A 15,126-nucleotide genomic window follows, 5' to 3' on the forward strand; every position below is an offset into this window, starting at 1 on the left:
GGACCAACACGGTCCCCTCGGCGCTCGAGGGGACCGTGTTGGTCTCGACACGCCTCCGCCTAGCGGCTCCGGCGGCTCGACCAGCGGTTGATCAGGCGAGGGCGGCGTCGAGGGTGATCGTCGTGCCGGCGAGAGCCTGGCTGACCGGGCAACCGGCCTTGGCCGCCTCGGCGAGGCGGACGAAGGCGTCGTTGTCGAGGCCCTCGACCACACCACGAGTGGTCAGCTTGATGCCGGTGATGCCCTTGCCGGGGGTGAACTCGACGTCGGCGCTGGTCTGCAGGCTGGTCGGCGGGGTGCCGTTATCGGCCAGACCGTTGGAGAAGGCCATCGAGAAGCAGGAGGAGTGGGCGGCGGCGATGAGCTCCTCGGGGCTGGTCTTGCCGCTGGGCTCCTGCGAGCGGGCCACCCAGGTGACGTCGTAGGTCCCCAGGCCCGAGGAGTCCAGCGTCACCTTGCCGGCGCCCTCGAAGAGCGAGCCCTCCCAGACGGTGGTGGCGGTGCGGGTGGTGGCCATCGTTATCTCCCAAAGTTCGTGTGAATGCGTACGTCCCCGATCCTGCCACGGCAGGCGAGCGCGGACCCGCGTGGAAGAATGGCTCAGTGACGTTTTATGAGGAGATCGGCGGGATGGACACCATCCGCACGATCGTGGCCAAGTTCTACGAAGGCGTGGCGACCGACGAGCTGATGCGGCCGATGTATCCCGAGGAGGATCTCGGTCCGGCGCAGGAGCGGCTGACGCTCTTCCTGGCTCAGTACTGGGGCGGCCCGACGGCCTACTCCGAGCAGCGCGGCCACCCGCGGCTGCGGATGCGTCACGCCCCGTTCGAGGTCACCTCGGAGGCCCGCGACCGCTGGCTCCAGCACTTCCGCGAGGGCCTCGACGCCGCCGGGCTCACCCCCGAGCAGGACGCGCAGTTCTGGGCGTACGTCGAGCACGCCGCAAACTTCATGATCAACACTCCCAGCTGACCCCTCAGCCCACGTGCACGTGGGGCCTCCGGGTCCGGTCCGGCTCGGCGCGCCGCAGGATCTCTCGGGTGGTCGGGGCGACCTCGCCGATCCCGATGAACAGGAACCGCAGCAGGTTGGTGACCGGGTTGCCCTCGGTCCACTCGAAGTAGATGTGGGGCACCACGCCGGTGACGTCGCGGACGTGGAGCAGGACGGCGGCCAGCGCGTTGGGCACCGCTGGTGCCTCCAGGCGCAGCACACGTCGGCGTCCGGTCACCTCTCCGCGTACCTTCAGGGTGCCTTCGAAGTCGGACGGGTCCGTCACCAGCACCTCGACGAAGATGATGTCGCCGTCATCGGCCAAGTCGTTGTCGAGGACCATCTGGCGCAGCTTGTCCTCGTACTCCTCCGGCCCCTCGGTGCCCTCGTGCTCGTTGGCGATCAGCCGGATCTGGCGGCGGGCGCACTCGCGCAGGAACGCCTCGGCCTTCCTGTCCAGCTCGACGCCGGTCACGCGCAGCTCGAAGGAGCGCATGATCCTGGAGACCAGCGAGACGCCGATGATCGCGGCGATGAAGCAGGCGGCGATCTTGACCCCGTCGGGGCGCTCGATCACGTTGGAGACCGTGGTGTAGGCGAACACGGCCGCGATCAGGCCGAACAGCACGGTCCGGACCCGCTGGCCGGCCCTGCGCGCGGCCAGGGTGACCGCCACCGCGGCGGACAGCATCAGCACGAGCACACCCGTTGCGTACGCCCCGCCCTGAGCGTCCACGTCGGCGTCGAAGACCCAGGTGATCAGGAACGCTGCCGCGGAGATGGTCACGACCAGCGGTCGGGTCGCGGCCGCCCACTCCGGTGACATCCCGTAGCGCGGCAGGTAGCGCGGGATCAGGTTGAGCAGACCTGCCATCGCCGAGGCTCCGGCGAACCACAGGATGAGGATGGTCGAGATGTCGTACGCCGTCCCGAAGGTGCTGCCGAGGTAGGCATGCGCGAGGTAGGCCAGCGCGCGGCCGTTGGCCTCGCCGCCCTCCTCGAACGCCTCCGCCGGGATCAGCAGGGTGGTCACCCAGGAGGAGGCGATCAGGAACACGCTCATCGTCAGGGCCGCCGCGGTGAGCAGCTTCTTCGTGCCCCGGATCCGTCCGGCGGGGTTCTCCTCGGTGTCGCTCTTGTCGCCCCGGACCTGCGGCATCACCGCGACACCGGTCTCGAAGCCGCTCATCCCGAGGGCGAGCTTGGGGAAGACCAGGAGGGAGACGGCGATCATCGTCGTGATGTTGCCGTGCTCCACGAAGAGCCCGTCGTTCCAGCTGGTGAAGACGCTCGGGTCGCTGAACACGTGCACCAGACCGACGGCGATGACGATGGCGTTGAGGGTGAGGAACGTGACGACCAGGCCGACCGCGATCCCGATCGCCTCCTTGAACCCCTTCAGGAAGACCGCGGCCAGAGCGGCCAGCAGCACCAGGGTGATCAGCATGTTGTGCCCGTGCCAGGTGGACGGGAAGAGCGGGTTCTCCACCACGTGCGCGGCGCCGTCAGCAGCCGAGAGGGTCATCGTGATGATGAAGTCGGTGGCCGCGAAGCCGAGCAGGGCGAGCACGAACGCCTTGCCGCCCCAGCGGGACAGCAGCCGCTCCAGCATCGCGATCGATCCCTGCCCGTGCGGGCTCTCGGCAGCGACGCGGCGGTAGACCGGCAGCGCGCCGAGCAGGGTCAGCCCGACCAGGACCAGGGTCGCGATCGGCGAGAGCAGCCCGGCAGCGAGCGCCGCGATGCCCGGCTGGTAGCCCAGCGTCGAGAAGTAGTCGACACCCGTCAGGCACATCACCTGCCACCACGGGTGCTTCTTCTCGTGTGTCTCCGGGGGCTCCGGAACGGCCGCCCGGCCGCTCTCTGCGATCGCTGCCGTCACGAGGACAACGCTTCCGGTTCAGGGGGCGCGGCGCCACATCCCGGCTACGCGGGAGACCGTAAGGATTTCGTCAAGATCCGTCCGGGTCGAGGGTGTAGCCGACCCCGGAGGTGGTGACGAGGTATCTCGGGTGGGAGGGATCGTCCTCGAGCTTGCGACGCAGCTGAGCGGCGTAGACGCGCAGGTAGTGCGTCTCCTTCGCATAGGCGGGACCCCAGACCTCCTTGAGGATCTGCTCGCGCGGGACCAGCCGGCCGACGTTGCGGGCGAGCAGCTCCAGGAAGGACCACTCGGTCGGGGTCAGTCGCACGTCCTCGCCCGCCTTGTGGACGCGCTTGCGGGCGAAGTCGATCTCCAGGTCGCCGACGGCGAGGGTGGTCGCAGCCGGCGGCGCGGACTCCTGGGAGCGCCGGACGGCAGCTCGCAGACGGGCCATGAGCTCGTTCATCGCGAACGGCTTGGTGACGTAGTCGTCGGCCCCCAGGTCGAGCGCCTCGATCTTGTCGTCACCGTGCTGGCGCGCGGAGAGCACGACCACCGGCACCTGGGTCCAGCCCCGCAGCCCCTCGATCACCTCGGTGCCGTCCAGGTCCGGGAGCCCGAGATCGAGCAGGACGACGTCGGGGTGGGTCGCCGCCGCGGCGGCGAGCGCCGAACGCCCGTCTGTCGCCGTCTCGACCTCCCAGCCGGCGGCGCGCAGATTGATCGCCAGCGCCCGCAGCAGGGCGGGCTCGTCGTCGACCACGAGCACCCGGCTCATCGCTCGCTCCTCGCGCGCGGCACTGCGACGACCATGGTCAGTCCGCCGCCAGGGGTGTCCTCGGCCGACAACCCGATCCCGAGTGCCTCGCTCAGTCCCTTGGCCACGGCGAGGCCGAGCCCCAGCCCGCCGGCCGAGGTGTCGTCGAGGCGCTGGAACGGCTCGAACATCCGCTCCCGCTGGTCCTCGGGCACCCCCGGTCCACGATCGACGATCATCACCTCGACAGTCTCCGGTGTCTCGTGCGCCAGGACGCGCACCGGCTCGCCGGGACGGGGCCCCTGGCCGGTGACCCGGACGGCGTTGCCGACCAGGTTGGCGAAGATGCGCTCGAGCAGGCCCGAGTCGGTCCGTACGAGCGGGGTGTCCTCACCGACCTCGAAGGCGATCGATCCGGCAGGGAGGCCGGCGACCGCCAGCGGCAGCGACTCCTCCAGGCTGACGTCCCGCAGCGCGGGGTGCACCAGACCAGCCTCCACCCGGGAGAGGTCGAGCAGGTTGTCGATGAGCGCCTCGAGCTGATCGGCGGAGGTCGCGGCCGACTCGACGAGCTCCTTACGATCCTCCTCCGGCACCCGGCCCACGAGCAGGCCGTCGAGTGCGGCACGCATCGTCGCCAGCGGCGTACGCAGGTCGTGGGAGACCGCGCGAAGCAGCGCCGTCGAGGTCTGCTCGGCCCGTTCCAGGGCGAGTGCACGGTCGGCCTGGTCGCGCAGCCGGCGGTGCTCGAGCACCAGTGACGTCTGGACGGCGAAGGCCTCCAGGACCCGTCGGTCGCTCGCCCGGAGGGGGGTGCCGCGCAGGACGATCACATGGGTGTCGTCGACGGCGACCTGGGCATCACCCTGGTTCGGGTCCGCCGGATAGCCGACCCCGGCACCCGCCAGCCGTACCCACCCCTGCGGTGTCTCCTCCAGCAGGACCACCGCCTGCTGCGCGAAGGTCTCGCGCACCCGGCCCACGATCGCCTCGGCGGTGTCCTGGCCGGTGAGCACCGAGCGCGACAGCGCCCCCATCGTCGCGGCCTCTCCCCTGGCCTGGCGTGCTTCGGCCGCTCTCCGCGAGGCACGGTCGACGACGGTGGCGACGCCGACCGCGACCGCTACGAAGATCACCAACATCACCAGGTTGCGTGGCTCGGCGATGGTGATGCGGTGCACGGGCTGGGTGAACCACCAGTTCAGGTGCAAGAACCCGGCCAGAGCGGCGGCCACCGCGGGCCAGCGCCCACCCACGAGCGCGACCAGGACGGTGGCGGCGAGCAGCAGCATGCTGGCCAGCGGGAGCTGGCCGGATATCGGACCCTCGATGCCGTCGTTGTGGAGCAGCCAGACCAGGGCCGAGGGCACCATGAGCGCGCACAGCCAGCCCAGAGCCTGCCGGGTGCGGCTGAGCGGTGAGCCGAGGCCGCCGCGGACCCGCGAGCCGCGGGCGATCTCCTCGTGGGTGACGAGATGTACGTCGATCGAGCCGGCCGCGGCCGCGATCCGGTCTCCGGTGGTGCCGGTGAAGAGCCTTCGCAACCGCCCGTGCCGGGAGACTCCGACGATGATCATGGTGGCGTTGGCGCCGGTCGCGAAGTCGACCACGGCGTTCGCCGCGTCCTCACCGATCACGCTGTGGAAGGTGCCGTCCAGCGACGTGGTCAGCGCCTGGACGCGCTCGATCGAGCCGGCCTCCGGTCTGGCCAGCCCGTCGGCGGTGACCACGTGCACCGCCAGCAGCTCCGACCCCTTCGCGCGCTGGCAGAGCCGGGCTGCTCGCCGCAGCAGCGTCTCCGACTCCGAGCCGCCGGTGACCGCGACCACGATCCGTTCCTTGGTCGGCCAGGGGTGCTCGATCCGGTGCTCGCGGCGGTAGTCGCCGAGTGCGTCGTCGACCCGGTCGGCCAGCCACAGCAGCGCCAGCTCACGCAGTGCCGTCAGGTTGCCGACGCGGAAGTAGGAGGTCAGGCTCGCGTCGATGTTCTCGGGACGGTAGATGTTGCCGTGCGCCATCCGCCGACGCAGCGCGTCGGGCGCCATGTCGACGAGCTGGATCTGGTCAGCGGTGCGGACCACCTCGTCGGGAACGGTCTCCCGCTGGCGTATGCCAGTGATCCGCTCGACCTCGTCATTGAGCGACTCCAGGTGCTGGATGTTGACGGTGGTGATCACGTCGATCCCCGCTACCCGGATCTGCTCGACGTCCTGGGCCCGCTTGGTGTGGCGGCTGCCGGGAACGTTGGTGTGCGCGAGCTCGTCGATGCAGACCACCTTCGGGTCGCGGGCGATCACCGCCTCCACGTCGAGCTCGGTGAAGGTCGCCCCGCGATAGTCGATCTCCCGGCGCGGGATCACCTCGAGCCCTTCGATCTGGCGCGCGGTGTTGCTGCGGTCGTGGGTCTCGACGAACCCGACCACCACATCGGTCCCCCGCGCCTGGCGCCGCTGCGCCTCGCCGAGCATGGCGTACGTCTTGCCGACACCTGGCGCGGCTCCGAGATAGACGGTCAGACGGCCCCGCTTCCGCGGGGACCGTCCGTCCGTTGACGTGGTCTGCACGTCCCTATTCAACCTCTTGCGCGCGCACCGCGATGTTGAGCTCGAGCACATTGACCCGCGGCTCACCGAGGATCCCGAAGGTCCGGCCGTCGGTGTGCTGGGCCACCAGCGCCGTCACCTCCTCCTCCGAGAGCCCGTTGGCGCGGGCAACCCGGGACACCTGGAGGGCTGCGTAAGGCGGTGAGATGTCGGGGTCGATGCCGGATGCGGAGGTGGTGACGGCGTCGGCGGGGACCTGGTCGACCGTGACGCCTTCGCGCGCGGCGATCTCGCGCTGGCGCTCCATGATCGCCTTGACCAGGTCCGGGTCCTCCGGGCCGAGGTTGGAGCCGTAGGTGGACAGCGTGTCCCAGCCGTCGCCGGCCGCGCTGGGACGCGGGTAGAAGAGCCCCTCATCGTCGTTGCCCTGCCCGATCAGGGCCGAGCCGACCGCCTCGGCGGGGTCGTTGGTGTGGGCGCCGGACTCGGTGACCAGGGAGCCGTCGGCGCGCCAGCCGAAGGCGGCCTGGGCGACACCGGTGACGACGAGCGGGTAGAAGAGACCGCACAGCAGGGTCGCGGCGATGAGCACGCGGAGCCCGGCGAGGGAGTGACGTAGCAGTGCAAAGAGATCAGACATGTTCACAGTCCTGGGATGAGGGAGATGACGAGGTCGAGCAGCTTGATCCCGACGAACGGCACGATCAGGCCGCCGACCCCGTAGAGCAGCAGGTTTCGGCGCAGCAGGGCGGAGGCCGAGGACGGCCGGTAGCGGACGCCGCGCAGCGCCAGCGGGATCAGCGCGACGATGATCAGCGCGTTGAAGACCACCGCGGAGACGATGGCCGACTCGGGCGAGGACAGCCGCATGATGTTGAGGACGTCCAGCGCCGGGAAGGCGCCGACGAACATCGCCGGCAGGATCGCGAAGTACTTCGCGACGTCGTTGGCCACCGAGAAGGTGGTCAGCGCGCCCCGGGTGATCAGCAGCTGCTTGCCGATCTCGACCACGTCGATCAGCTTGGTCGGGTCGGAGTCGAGGTCGACCATGTTGCCGGCCTCCTTGGCCGCGGTCGTCCCGGTGTTCATCGCGACGCCGACGTCGGCCTGCGCGAGCGCGGGCGCGTCGTTGGTGCCGTCGCCGCACATCGCGACCATCCGTCCGCCGCGCTGCTCCTTGCGGATCAGCGCGAGCTTGTCCTCCGGGGTCGCCTCGGCGAGGAAGTCGTCGACGCCCGCCTCCTTGGCGATCGCCGCGGCGGTGGCCGCGTTGTCGCCGGTGATCATCACCGTCTTGATGCCCATCGCGCGCAGCTCGTCGAACCGCTCGCGGATGCCGTCCTTGACGACGTCCTTTAGATGTACGACGCCCAGCACCCGTGCCGGGTCGCTGTTGCGGTGCTCGGCGACGACGAGCGGGGTGCCACCGGTCTCGGCGATCTCGGAGACGATCACCGCGGTCTCCGGGGGCACCTGGCCCCCGTTCTCCTTGACCCAGGCCGTCACCGCGGAGGCGGCGCCCTTGCGTACGCTCAGCCCGGGGCTGTCCAGGCCGGACATCCGGGTGGTGGCGGAGAACTCCACCATCGTGGCCTCCGCCGGTCCGCCCATGGAACGCCCGACGAGCGTGAGGATGCTCCGTCCCTCCGGCGTCTGGTCGGAGAGGCTGGCCAGGACGGCCGCGTTCTCGGCCCCGGTCAGCGTGGTGCCCGTGACCGGGATGACCTCGTAGGCCTGCCGGTTGCCGTAGGTGATCGTGCCGGTCTTGTCCAGCAGGAGCACGTCGACGTCACCGGCCGCCTCGACGGCCCTTCCCGACATCGCCAGGACGTTGCGGCGTACCAGCCGGTCCATGCCGGCGATACCGATCGCGCTCAGCAGCGCGCCGATGGTGGTCGGGATCAGGCAGACCAGCAGCGCGGTCAGGACCAGCCAGGACTGGTGCGCACCCGAGTAGTCGGCCAGGTAGTAGAGGCTCCAGCAGACGACCACGAAGATGGCGGTCAGACTGGTCAGGAGCACGTTGAGCGCGATCTCGTTCGGCGTACGCTGCCGCTCCGAGCCCTCGACCAGGGCGATCATCCGGTCCACGAAGGAGTGGCCCGGGTCGGAGGTGATCCGGACGACGATCCGGTCGGAGAGGACCAGGGTGCCGCCCGTGACCGCTGACCGGTCGCCGCCGGACTCGCGGATCACCGGAGCGGACTCGCCGGTCACCGCGCTCTCATCGACGCTCGCGACGCCCTCGATGACGTCGCCGTCACCGGGGATCCGCTCGCCGGCCTCGACCACGACGACGTCGCCGGTGCGCAGGTCGGTCGAGGCGACGAGCTCCTCGACGCCACCGGCACCCCCACGCAGACGACGGGCCGTGGTCTCGGTCTGGAGCGCGCGGAGCGAGGCCGCCTGCGCCTTGCCGCGGCCCTCGGCGACCGACTCGGCCAGCGAACCGAAGACGACGGTCAGCCAGAGCCAGACGGTGACCAGCCAACCCATCACCGACGGGTCGAGGACCGACATGACGGTCGTGGCGGCCGCGCCGATCTCGACCACGAGCATGACGGGGGTCGCCACCAGCTTGCGGGGATCGAGCTTGCGCAACGCACCAGGCACCGCCTCGGCGATCTGCTTGGCCGTGAGCACCGACGGTGCCGCCTCGACATGGTCGGGGTGCTCGGTGTGTTCTTCAGGGGTACGTACGGGGGTCTGGGTCATGACAGGGACTCCACGATCGGGCCCAGCATGAGAGCCGGGACGAAGGTCAGGCCGACCACGACCAGCGCGACGCCGGTCAGCAGGCCTATGAAGAGCGGGCGGTGGGTGGGCAGGGTGCCGGCGTTGTCCGGCAGTCGGTTGGCGGTCGCGAACCGGCCTGCCAGGGCGAGCACGAAGACCATCGGCACGAACCGGCCGAGCAGCATCAGCATCCCGAGCAGCGTGTTCCAGAACGGGGTTCCGGAAGTGATCCCGGCAAAGGCCGAGCCGTTGTTGTTCGAGGCCGAGGTGACCGCGTACAACGCCTCGGAGAGGCCGTGCGGGCCGTCCGCCGAGAGGCCGGCCAGCCCTGCCGGTGCCGTGAGCGCGATCGCCGCGCCGGCCAGCACCAGGATCGGGGTGGCCAGGATGTAGGCCGCGACCAGGACCATCTCGTTGCGACTGATCTTCTTGCCGAGGTATTCAGGCGTACGTCCCACCATCAGGCCGCACAGGAAGACCGTGACCACGGCGAGCATGAGCATGCCGTAGAGACCCGACCCGACACCGCCTGGAGCGATCTCGCCGAGCATCATCCCGAACAGCGCGACGCCGCCACCGGGTGCGGTCAGGCTCTCGTGCATGCCGTTGACGGCACCGGTCGAGGTGCCGGTGGTGGCCGCGGCGAAGAGCGCCGTGGCGGCCTCGCCGAAGCGGGTCTCCTTGCCCTCCATCGCGGCTCCGGCGAGCTGCGGAGCGGTGCCGGGGCCGGCCATCTCCGCCCAGGTCAGCAGGGTGATGCCGACGGTGAGGAGGGTGCCCATGGTGGCCAGGACAGCGCCCCCTTGGCGCTTGTCCTTGACGATCAGGCCGAAGGCCCAGGCCATCGAGAACGGCAGCACGAGCAGCGCCCAGATCTCGAGCAGGTTGGTGAACGGGTTGGGGTTCTCGAAGGGGTGGGCGGAGTTGACGTTATAGAAGCCGCCGCCATTGGTGCCGAGCTCCTTGATCGCCTCCTGGCTGGCCACCGGACCTCCGGTCAGGGGCTGGGTGCCCCCGGTCAGCGTGGTCATCTCGTGCACGGAGTGCAGGTTCTGCACCGCCCCGGCCGCGACCAGCACGATCGCGACCACGAATGCTGCCGGCAGGAGGACCCGAACCGTCGTACGCACCAGGTCGACCCAGAAGTTGCCGATCCTTCCCTGGTTGCGGGTGCGGGCGAGCCCGCGCGCGAAGGCCGCGGCGACGGAGAGACCGACCGCGGCGGAGACGAAGTTCTGCACCGCCAGCCCGGCCATCTGGATCAGGTGGCCAGTGGCCGCCTCGCCGGAGTACCACTGCCAGTTGGTGTTGGTCACGAACGAGACCGCGGTGTTCCAGGCCCCGTCGCTGGGCAACGGGTCGAACCCTCCGTCGAGCGGCAGCAGGCTCTGCAGCCGGCCGAAGGCGAACAGGAACAGGATCCCGGCCAGCGAGAAGCCCAGCACCGACATCGCGTAGGAGCGCCAGTGCTGGTCGGCCTCGGCGTCGACCTTGAGCGCCCGGTAGGCGACCTTCTCGGCACGCAGGTGCTTCGGGCTGGTGTAGATGTGGGCGAGGTAGCGGCCCAGGAGCGGAACCGCGAGGGCCAGCGCTGCGATCAGGACGACGATCTGCAGGACGGCGGCGACGACGGAGCTCATCGGCTCACCGCCCGCGGCTCGGTCTCAGTGGGGGTGGCGCCGGTATCGGCGTCGGAGGGATCGCTCAACCGCCGGTCGATGACACCGACCAGCGCGGCGAGCCCTGCGAAGGACACCAGCGTGATGAGGATGTAGACGAGATCTAGCACGACTCCATTGCATCCCCGCTCGGAGCCTTGGAGTGCCCACCTTGACGGTTCCCTGACGACGTACGCCGTCCGATTGACGCATCCTTGACCTGGTGCCACAGAAATTGCCTCGCGCCGGACATACCCGAGTACGTCCGGCGCTCGTGGCTGGCGCGGCCTAGTAGAGGAGAACTCGCATCAGCAGGCTCAAGGCGACGGCAAAGGCGGCCGCGGCGGCGACCACCAGGACCCCGCCGTACTCAGGCCCCGCCATCACACGGACACCTTCTCGACAACCGGCGCGGATCGACAGACCAGTACGCCAGGAACGTTTGACTGAGACTCGTAGAGACACACCCCGCGACGCTAGGGGCCACCCGCCTCGTCCCGGTCCGATTGACACATCGCTGACGCCGGTGGCCTACACCTTGACGGGTCTCTGATGCCCCGGCGACGACCTCTTGCGCCGCCGCAACTGGATCTGAGACCAGCCCCGCGACGTCGAGGAGACGCACACCGGGGCTCCGGGCTCGACGACGTACGCCTGCGCCACAATGTGCCCATGCTGCAGTTGCGGATCACCTCGCCGACGCGCCTGACACCCGCGGTCCTCGAGATCCTCACCGCCGACCCCGCCGTCAGCGAGCTCTCGTCCCTACCGGGCGCCTCGCTGCGTCCGGAGGGCGACGTGGTGCTCGCCGCGGTCGCCCGGGAGGCGGCCAACGACATCGTCGACCAGCTCCGCGACCTGGGTGTGCACCATGAGGGCAGCCTCCATGTCGAGCCGGTGCAGACGTGGATGTCCGAGACCGGCCTGGCCGCCGACCACCTCGCCCCGGGCAGCAGCGCGGACTCGGTGGTGTGGGCCGACGTGACCCAGCGGGCCTATGAGGACTCCGAGACCAACTGGACCTACCTGAGCCTGATCAGCCTGGCCACGATGCTTGCCGGCATCGCGATCGTCCTCGACTCCCAGATCCTGGTCATCGGGGCGATGGTCATCGGGCCCGAGTTCGGCGCGATCGCCGCGCTCGGCGTCGCCTTGGTACGCCGCCGCTTCGGGCTGCTGGGCCAGTCGTTGCGTACGCTGCTGGTGGGGTTCGCGGTCGGCATCGCCATGACCACGCTGGCCGCGCTCGTCGCCCGCGGGCTGGGCTGGATCACGGCCGCGCACGTCACCGCGGAGCGACCGGGCACGGCGTTCATCTACACCCCCGACAAGTGGTCCTTCATCGTCGCGCTGATCGCGGCCGCCGCCGGAGTGCTGGCGCTGACCTCGGCCAGGGCGGGCAACCTGTCCGGCGTGTTCATCTCGGTCACCACCATTCCTGCGGCCGCCAACGTGGCCCTCGGCCTCGCCTTCGGGCTCGGCGAGGAGATCTGGGGCAGCACCCTGCAGCTCGTCCTCAACGTCTCCGGCATGGCACTCGCCGGCTGGCTGACCCTCCTCATCCAGCAGTACGTGTGGCAGCGGATCTCCGAACACCGCACGCTGCTGGTGGCGCGGCTCAGGAAACGCTGACAAAGGTCCCGCTTCTCGACATCTGACGTAAGCACTGGGAGGCTACTGGCCTCAAGCAGAACCTTCTGCCGATCAGAGCGCTCTCGGAGGACGCATGCGGGCAATTCAGCGGGCTATCGTCGGAGTCGGGCTTGCAGTCGTCGCCCTCGTCGCGATGGCGCTGCTCATCGGAGGGATACGGTCTTTCGGACCGGACCCGTCGAGCCGGCCCGCGCACCAGGCGACCGGCCTGCAGAACCGGCTCGCCGATGGCCCGACCGGTCCGCCCGAGCCCATCGACGCTGCCGAAGACACCTCGGTCGGCACGCTGCCCCCTCCTCCCGACGCCTCGCTCGCCACCCAGCTCGCCTCCCGCGACCTGCTCGCGCCGCCCGACTCGGCGCCGAATGCGAAGCAGCCCACCGAGGCCAGCACGCTGAGCGCCCGGAAGACGCGCACCGGGGAGAAGTCGGACGAGACCTCAGGCCAGGCCCCGGCCATGCCCGGCCAGGACTTCACCGCGACCCAGGACGGCTGGGACTGGACCGAGTGGGCAGACCCGGATGGCTGGTACGGCGACCGCGACGACGACTGCCGGCGCGACCACCAGGACGGACATCGCTACGACCGCCGCGACTGCGACGATGACGACCGGCGCGACTGAGACCGTCTAGAGCACACTCTCGACGGCCGCCCGCACCTCCGGGCTGGGCTCGATGGCCTTGCCGGACTCCAGGTCGTAGAAGACCAGCGTGACCTGCCCGCGGGCGAGCCGGAGATCGCCGTCGGCGATCTCGGACTCGATCGTCATCGACTTGGTGCCCAGCCGGGAGACGTAGCTCCACACGTCATACGGCTCCGAGCGAGCCAGGACCGGCGCGTGGTAGGTGACGTCTGTCTGCGCGACCACGACGGACGGCCAGCCTTCGATGCCGTGGTACGACCTGAGCCGCATCATGAGTGCCAGTCGCGACTCCTGGAAGTATTCGAAGTACTTCACGTTGTTCACGTGCCCGTAGGCGTCGACGTCGGAGAAGCGGACGAAGAGCGGGAAGCGGCCGCCCTCGAGCCGCTTCGGCTCGCCCAGGGCGAGCGGCTTCGGCGACCATTCCTCCGGGTAGGCCTCGAGGTACGGCTGGAGGTTGGCCTTCTCCTCAGGCTTGAGCCGGCGCGGCGACTCGGTGGCGAAGACGTACGGCGCCAGGACCGTGCTCGCCCGCAGGAAGATCTTGCGGGTGCCGTCGGGCTGGTCGCGGAAGATCTCGTAGGCCATCGTGAAGCTGGCCGCCCGGATGTCGGTCACCCACGACTCGACGTAGACAGGCTTGAAGTCGAAGAGCAACGGGGCGACGTACGTGACCTGGTGGCTGGCCACCACGACACCCTCGGCCAGGCCCTGGGTCTGCGGGCTCCGGGCGTGCGTGCGCAGCATGTCCACGCGCGCCTCTTGGAGGTAGTCGACGTAGACGACGTTGTTGACGTGGCCGAGCATGTCGAGGTCGGCCCAACGCATAGGACATTCGTAGAGGTGGCGCACGTGGCCGATCCTTCCAGATCATCTTGGGCACTGGGCCTGGCGACCAGACGCTGTCCGGGCGAGTATGGTGGCGACCACAGTTCTACCTACTCATCAGTAACCGGGAGTCTTCATGCCTGAGGCAGTCATCGTCGCCGCCGCCCGCACCCCGATCGGGCGAGCCAACAAGGGATCTCTGAAGGACTTCCGTCCCGACGACCTAGCGGCACTCATCACCAAGGAAGCCGTCGGCAAGGTCGAGGGCCTCGACCCCAACGACATCGACGACCTGCTCCTCGGGTGCGGTCTGCCGGGCGGCGAGTCGGGCAACAACATGGGCCGCGTGGTCTCCGTGCTGAATGGCTGGGACAAGGTGCCCGGCGCGACCATCACCCGCTACTGCTCCTCCTCGGTGCAGACCTCGCGGATGGCGCTGCACGCGATCAAGGCCGGCGAGGCCGACATCATCGTCTCGGCCGGTGTCGAGACCGTGTCCCGATTCGTCAAGGGCACCTCCGACCACCTTCCCGACACCGTCAACCACCTCTTCGACGACGCCCAGTCGCGGACCACCGCGACCGCCGGGACCAACGAGAAGTGGCACGACCCGCGTGAGGACGGCCTGCTGCCGGACGTCTACATCGCGATGGGCCAGACCGCCGAGAACCTCGCCACCTCGCGCGGCATCACGCGCCAGGAGATGGACGAGTTCGGCGTACGCTCGCAGAACCTCGCCGAGAAGGCCATCGCCGACGGCTTCTGGGCCCGCGAGATCACTCCGGTCACCACCCCCGACGGCACCGTCGTCTCGGCCGACGACGGCCCCCGCGCGGGCGTGACCCTGGAGGCCATCTCCGGTCTCAAGCCGGTCTTCCGCGAGGACGGCACCGTCACCGCCGCCAACTGCTGCGCCCTCAACGACGGCGCGGCCGCCGTCGTGGTCATGTCCGACACCAAGGCCGCCGAGCTCGGCGTCACCCCGCTGGCCCGGATCGTGTCCACCGGCGTCTCCGGCCTCTCCCCCGAGATCATGGGCCTCGGCCCGGTCGAGGCGACCCGGAACGCACTCAAGTACGCCGGCATGTCGATCGGCGACATCGACCTGGTCGAGATCAACGAGGCCTTCGCGGCCCAGGTGATCCCGTCCTACCAGGACCTCGGCATCGACATCGACCGCCTCAACATCAACGGTGGCGCCATCGCCGTCGGTCACCCCTTCGGCATGACCGGCGCGCGCCTGCAGAACACCATGCTCAACAGCCTCGACTGGCACGACAAGACCACCGGTCTGATCACCATGTGCGTCGGCGGCGGCCAGGGCATGGCGATGATCCTCGAGCGCATCTGACTCCACCCCCGTCGAGTCGGCGCGTGTTGACGCGCCGACTACGCGCGTGGCGCGGGTGCTCCCTCGCCGGGTGTCCGCGCAGCACGGTGCCGGGGCG

The 15,126-nt window shown here is 69.7% G+C and carries 13 protein-coding genes; 4 read left to right on the forward strand and 9 right to left on the reverse strand.

What is annotated here, in order from left to right:
- Positions 1–91: 91 nt before the first annotated feature.
- Positions 92–517 (reverse strand): OsmC family peroxiredoxin, encoded by a 426-nt coding sequence (locus ACFWQC_RS27605; RefSeq protein WP_378685824.1) that lies wholly within the window; start codon positions 515–517, stop codon positions 92–94.
- An 86-nt stretch (positions 518–603) separates the two neighbouring features.
- On the opposite strand from ACFWQC_RS27605, the gene ACFWQC_RS27610 reads away from it, so the two are divergent.
- Positions 604–975 carry a globin gene (locus ACFWQC_RS27610; protein ID WP_378685827.1) on the forward strand — a complete coding sequence of 124 codons (372 nt, stop codon included), beginning with the start codon at positions 604–606 and terminating at the stop codon, positions 973–975.
- 4 nt (positions 976–979) lie between these two features.
- Here the strand turns inward: ACFWQC_RS27610 and ACFWQC_RS27615 are convergent, their stop codons facing one another.
- From ACFWQC_RS27615 to ACFWQC_RS27645, 7 genes are all read right to left on the reverse strand, one after another.
- Complete coding sequence (locus ACFWQC_RS27615; RefSeq protein ID WP_378685862.1) at positions 980–2,791, reverse strand: amino acid transporter; 1,812 nt, start codon at positions 2,789–2,791, stop codon at positions 980–982.
- Between the two features lie 157 nt (positions 2,792–2,948).
- Positions 2,949–3,638 carry a response regulator gene (locus tag ACFWQC_RS27620; RefSeq protein WP_378685830.1) on the reverse strand — a complete coding sequence of 230 codons (690 nt, stop codon included), beginning with the start codon at positions 3,636–3,638 and terminating at the stop codon, positions 2,949–2,951.
- Positions 3,635–6,181, reverse strand: a complete 2,547-nt coding sequence (locus tag ACFWQC_RS27625) for a DUF4118 domain-containing protein (RefSeq protein WP_378685833.1) — start codon at positions 6,179–6,181, stop codon at positions 3,635–3,637. The genes ACFWQC_RS27620 and ACFWQC_RS27625 overlap by 4 nt, the downstream gene beginning before the upstream one ends.
- Positions 6,182–6,185: 4 nt before the next feature.
- Positions 6,186–6,800 (reverse strand): potassium-transporting ATPase subunit KdpC, encoded by a 615-nt coding sequence (gene kdpC / locus ACFWQC_RS27630; protein ID WP_378685836.1) that lies wholly within the window; start codon positions 6,798–6,800, stop codon positions 6,186–6,188.
- A gap of 2 nt (positions 6,801–6,802) precedes the next feature.
- Positions 6,803–8,875 carry a potassium-transporting ATPase subunit KdpB gene (gene kdpB, locus ACFWQC_RS27635; RefSeq protein WP_378685839.1) on the reverse strand — a complete coding sequence of 691 codons (2,073 nt, stop codon included), beginning with the start codon at positions 8,873–8,875 and terminating at the stop codon, positions 6,803–6,805.
- Positions 8,872–10,536, reverse strand: a complete 1,665-nt coding sequence (gene kdpA / locus ACFWQC_RS27640; protein ID WP_378685842.1) for a potassium-transporting ATPase subunit KdpA — start codon at positions 10,534–10,536, stop codon at positions 8,872–8,874. The genes kdpB and kdpA overlap by 4 nt, the downstream gene beginning before the upstream one ends.
- On the reverse strand, positions 10,533–10,685 hold the full coding sequence (locus ACFWQC_RS27645) for a hypothetical protein (RefSeq protein WP_378685844.1): 153 nt from the start codon (positions 10,683–10,685) through the stop codon (positions 10,533–10,535). The genes kdpA and ACFWQC_RS27645 overlap by 4 nt, the downstream gene beginning before the upstream one ends.
- A 541-nt stretch (positions 10,686–11,226) precedes the next feature.
- On the opposite strand from ACFWQC_RS27645, the gene ACFWQC_RS27650 reads away from it, so the two are divergent.
- Both ACFWQC_RS27650 and ACFWQC_RS27655 read left to right on the forward strand, forming a co-directional pair.
- Positions 11,227–12,186, forward strand: coding sequence for a DUF389 domain-containing protein (locus ACFWQC_RS27650; protein ID WP_378685847.1), 960 nt, complete (start codon positions 11,227–11,229; stop codon positions 12,184–12,186).
- A gap of 94 nt (positions 12,187–12,280) precedes the next feature.
- Positions 12,281–12,829 carry a hypothetical protein gene (locus ACFWQC_RS27655; protein WP_378685850.1) on the forward strand — a complete coding sequence of 183 codons (549 nt, stop codon included), beginning with the start codon at positions 12,281–12,283 and terminating at the stop codon, positions 12,827–12,829.
- A gap of 6 nt (positions 12,830–12,835) precedes the next feature.
- Here ACFWQC_RS27655 and ACFWQC_RS27660 read toward each other — a convergent pair whose 3' ends face one another.
- The gene (locus ACFWQC_RS27660) at positions 12,836–13,678 is read right to left on the reverse strand and encodes an acyl-CoA thioesterase (RefSeq protein ID WP_378685852.1); all 843 of its coding nucleotides are present in this window, start codon (positions 13,676–13,678) and stop codon (positions 12,836–12,838) included.
- Between the two features lie 136 nt (positions 13,679–13,814).
- On the opposite strand from ACFWQC_RS27660, the gene ACFWQC_RS27665 reads away from it, so the two are divergent.
- Positions 13,815–15,029, forward strand: a complete 1,215-nt coding sequence (locus ACFWQC_RS27665; RefSeq protein WP_378685854.1) for an acetyl-CoA C-acetyltransferase — start codon at positions 13,815–13,817, stop codon at positions 15,027–15,029.
- Positions 15,030–15,126: the final 97 nt, after the last annotated feature.

The sequence above is a fragment of the Nocardioides sp. NPDC058538 genome, from assembly GCF_042719275.1.
In the GTDB taxonomy this organism is placed as follows: domain Bacteria; phylum Actinomycetota; class Actinomycetes; order Propionibacteriales; family Nocardioidaceae; genus Nocardioides.

Bases quoted from the DNA above. Each gene is read 5' to 3' on its own strand.
- ACFWQC_RS27605 (WP_378685824.1), bottom strand. From the start codon at position 517: ATGGCCACCACCCGCACCGCCACCACCGTCTGGGAGGGCTCGCTCTTC.
- ACFWQC_RS27615 (WP_378685862.1), bottom strand. From the start codon at position 2,791: ATGTGCCTGACGGGTGTCGACTACTTCTCGACGCTGGGCTACCAGCCG.
- ACFWQC_RS27620 (WP_378685830.1), bottom strand. From the start codon at position 3,638: ATGAGCCGGGTGCTCGTGGTCGACGACGAGCCCGCCCTGCTGCGGGCG.
- kdpC (WP_378685836.1), bottom strand. From the start codon at position 6,800: ATGTCTGATCTCTTTGCACTGCTACGTCACTCCCTCGCCGGGCTCCGC.
- kdpB (WP_378685839.1), bottom strand. From the start codon at position 8,875: ATGACCCAGACCCCCGTACGTACCCCTGAAGAACACACCGAGCACCCC.
- kdpA (WP_378685842.1), bottom strand. From the start codon at position 10,536: ATGAGCTCCGTCGTCGCCGCCGTCCTGCAGATCGTCGTCCTGATCGCA.
- ACFWQC_RS27650 (WP_378685847.1), top strand. From the start codon at position 11,227: ATGCTGCAGTTGCGGATCACCTCGCCGACGCGCCTGACACCCGCGGTC.
- ACFWQC_RS27655 (WP_378685850.1), top strand. From the start codon at position 12,281: ATGCGGGCAATTCAGCGGGCTATCGTCGGAGTCGGGCTTGCAGTCGTC.
- ACFWQC_RS27660 (WP_378685852.1), bottom strand. From the start codon at position 13,678: ATGCGTTGGGCCGACCTCGACATGCTCGGCCACGTCAACAACGTCGTC.
- ACFWQC_RS27665 (WP_378685854.1), top strand. From the start codon at position 13,815: ATGCCTGAGGCAGTCATCGTCGCCGCCGCCCGCACCCCGATCGGGCGA.